Source organism: Streptomyces sp. BRA346 (genome assembly GCF_052851135.1).
The window spans coordinates 1-3,611 of the sequence record NZ_JAIWIH010000121.1 but is presented as its reverse complement, the minus strand read 5'-3'; the positions used below and the strand labels follow the sequence as shown (position 1 = coordinate 3,611).

Below are 3,611 nucleotides of genomic sequence, written 5' to 3'. Positions count from 1 at the left end.
CGGGAGAAGCCGTGGCATAGACCTCCGCACCCACATGACGGGCGATCTGCACCGCCGCCATTCCCACCCCGCCGGTGGCGGCATGGATCAGCACCGACTGGCCCGGACGGATCTCGGCGAGGTCGGTGAGCCCGTACCAGGCGGTGAGGAACGCCACCGGTACGGCGGCGGCCTGCTGGAAGCTCCAGCCGTCCGGTACGGGGGCCACCAGCCGTGCGTCCGTGACCGTCAGGGGGCCGAAGGACTGGTCGAAGACGCCCATGACCCGGTCTCCCACCGCGACACCGGTCACTCCCGGGCCGATGTCCACCACCACACCGGCGCCCTCACCGCCCAGCCCGGTCTGCCCCGGGACCATGCCCAGACTCACCACGACGTCCCGGAAGTTGACACCGGCGGCGCGGACGGCGACCCGCACCTGCCCCGTTCCCAGCGGCTCCAGCACCTCCGGGCAGGGCACCGGCACCACGTTGTCCAGGGTGGCCGTGCCGACGGTGTCCAACCGCCAGGCCGCGGGCTGCTCCACCGGGCCCACGAGCCCCGCGCCACCGGCACCGGCCCGGACGAGGCGGGGCACCAGAACCCGCCCTGTACGGATGGCGAGCTGCGGTTCGTCCCTTTCCACGGCGTGCGTCACGGCAGCCCGTACGGTGTCGGCGTTGGCCTCGCCGTCGAGGTCGAGCAGGAGGAACCGGCCGGGGTTCTCCGACTGGGCGCTGCGTACGAGGCCCCACACGGCCGCGGCCGCCACCTGCACACCGTCCTCGGCAGGGCCGTCAGCGGTGACCGCGCCGTGCGTCACCACCACCAACCGGGCGTCGGACAGCTGCGGTTCGGCCAGCCAGTCCTGGAGCAGGGCCAGCGTCCGTTCCGTGATGGCCAGGCCCTCGGCCGCCGTATCGTCGCCGACGCCCGGGGACCGTACGTCGGCGAGGACGACCGACGGGGTCGGCTCGCCGCTATCGAGTGCGTCGGTCAATGCCGTGAGGTCCGGGAGGTGGTTCGCGCCCGGTCCGGCAAGGCACGGGGAACCAAGGTGCGGGGAATCGGTGCCCAGCACCACCCAGCGGCCGTCGTCGCCCGCCGGTTCCGTGGTGTCCACGGTGAGCGGCAGGGGGGTCCAGTCGAGGGTGAACAGGCTGTCCGTACGACGAGTGTCCACCGAGCGCAGCTGGTCCGCGCTCGCCGGGCGCATCGCCACCGAATCCACGGTCAGCACGGGCGCGCCCACAGCATCCGCCACGGTCACGCGCAGCGCTCGCTCGCCGTCCGTGCTCTGCTCGTACGGGGACAGCCGGACCCGGACCGTGGTCGCTTCGGCCGCCCACAGCGTGACGCCGTTCCACGCGAACGGCAGCCACACCTGGCCGGGGGTGGTCTCGGTGTCCGTGTCGGTGGCGAGCTGGTCGATCAGGAGGGCCGGGTGCAGGGCGGCGTCCAGGAGTGCCGGGTGGATGCCGAAGCCACCGTGTTCGCCCGCGGCCTCGGGCAGCGCCACCTCGGCCAGCACGTCCGCACCGTCCTGCCACACCGCCCGCAGCCCCTGGAAGGACGGGCCGTACGCGTAGCCAGAGGCCGCGACGCGTTCGTAGAACCCCTCGGTCTCCAGCGGCTCGGCGCCCGCCGGGGGCCATGCGCCGGTCATCGCGGTCGCGTCGTCGTGGGCGCGGTCGGCGGGCGGGCTCAGTACGCCCTCCGCGTGGCACCTCCACGCGGCGCCGGGGTCGGCATCGCCGTCGGGCCGCGAGTACACCTGAACGTCACGGCGTCCGTCGTCCCCGGGCGCGCCGACGACCACCTGGAGCCGCACCCCGCCGGACGGGGGCAGCACCAGCGGGATCTGGAGCGCCAGTTCCTCCACGCCACCGGCGCCGACCTCGTCGGCGGCCCGCAGCGCCCACTCGGCCAGGGCCGCGCCCGGCACCAGGACCGCGTCCGCCACCACATGTTCGCCGAGCCACGCATGGCTGCGTGCCGAGAGTCGGCCCGTCAGTACATGGCCGTTGCCATCGGCAAGCTCCACGGCGGCCGCCAGCACGGGGTGCCGCGCGGAGACCAGCCCGAGGTCGACAGGGTCGCCCCCACGACTGCTGTGGCCGTCGAGCCAATACCGCTCACGCTGGAAGGCGTAGGTGGGCAGTTCCACGATCCGGGGACGCGGCGAGGCGGGGTACAGGGTCGTCCAGTCGACGTCGACTCCGGCGACGAACGCCTGGGCCAGCGCCCGGAGCAGCTGGGCCCTGTCTCCGTGGTCGCGGCGCAGCGTGGGGACCGTGACGGCCTCCAGACCGGTGTGCTCGAAGGTCTCCTGCATGCCGATGGTCAGCACGGGGTGGGTGCTGGTTTCGATGAACACCCGATGCCCGTCGGCCAGCGCCGCCTCGAGGGCGTCGGCGAAGCGGACCTGATCCCGCAGATTGGTCACCCAGTACGCGGTGTCGAGTTGTGCGGTATCGGCCTGGCCGCCGGTCACCGTGGAGTAGAAGGTGATGCCTGTTCCGGAGGTGTCGTTCGGGTGGATTCCGTCCAGTTCGCGGAACAGCTCGTCGCGGATCTCGTCGATCTGAGGGCCGTGCGAGGCGTAGTCCACGTCGATGAGCCGGGCGCGATCACCGTCCTCCTGGCATGCGGCCACCACTGCGGCAACCTGCTGCGGGTGACCTGAGATGACCGTGGAGGAGGGGCCGTTGACCGCCGCCACACCCACCGCCGCGGCCTGGTCGCCGAGCCGGTCCAGCAGTTGTCCGGCCTGCTCCTGGCCCACGCCGAGCGACGCCATCGCACCGCCACCGGCCAGCTCGCGCAGCGCCCGGCTGCGCAGCGCCACCACCTTCGCGCCGTCTTCCAGCGACAGCGCCCCGGACACGACCGCCGCCGCGATCTCCCCCTGGCTGTGCCCCACGACCGCCGCGGGCCTCACGCCGTGCCCGGCCCACACCGCCGCCAGCGACACCATCACCGCCCACAGCACCGGCTGCACCACATCGACCCGGCTCATCTCGGCCGCGCCCTCGGTGCCGCGCAGGACGTCGGTGAGCGACCAGTCCACGTACGGCGACAGCGCCCGTTCGCACTCCGCCACCCGCGCCGCGAACACCGGCGACGCATCGAGCAGAGCGGCTCCCATCCCGGCCCACTGCGATCCCTGACCCGGGAACACCAGCACGGGACCCGCGTCGCTCACCGGTACCGGAGCGCTCGCGTGCACCACATCCGGGTGGGTCTCCGCTGCCGCCAGGGCCTCGACCGCCGCCACGAATTCCGTACGGTCCCCACCCACCACCACCGCACGATGCTCGAACACCGACCGCGTGCTGATCAGCGACCAGCCCACATTCCATGGCATCAGCTCAGGATCCTCGACCAGACGTGCCGTCAGGGCCGCGGCCTGCCCGCGCAGCGCCTCCGCGCTCCGCGCGGACAGCACCCAGGGCACCACACCACCGGGTTCGGGCACCGGCTCCGCCTCGGGGGCGTCCGGGGCCTGCTCCAGGATGAGGTGAGCATTGGTCCCCGAGGCGCCGAAGGAGGAGACCCCGGCGCGGCGGGGGCGCTCGCGGTGCGGCCACTCCACGGGCTCGGTCAGCAGCCGTACCGCACCACTGCCCCAG

Annotated in this window: 1 protein-coding gene; it reads right to left on the bottom strand. The window is 73.3% G+C overall.

Annotated features, from left to right (window positions below; genetic code table 11):
- On the bottom strand, positions 1-3,611 hold a 3,611-nt coding region (locus tag LCH29_RS43620; RefSeq protein ID WP_446467229.1), incomplete at both ends, for an acyltransferase domain-containing protein.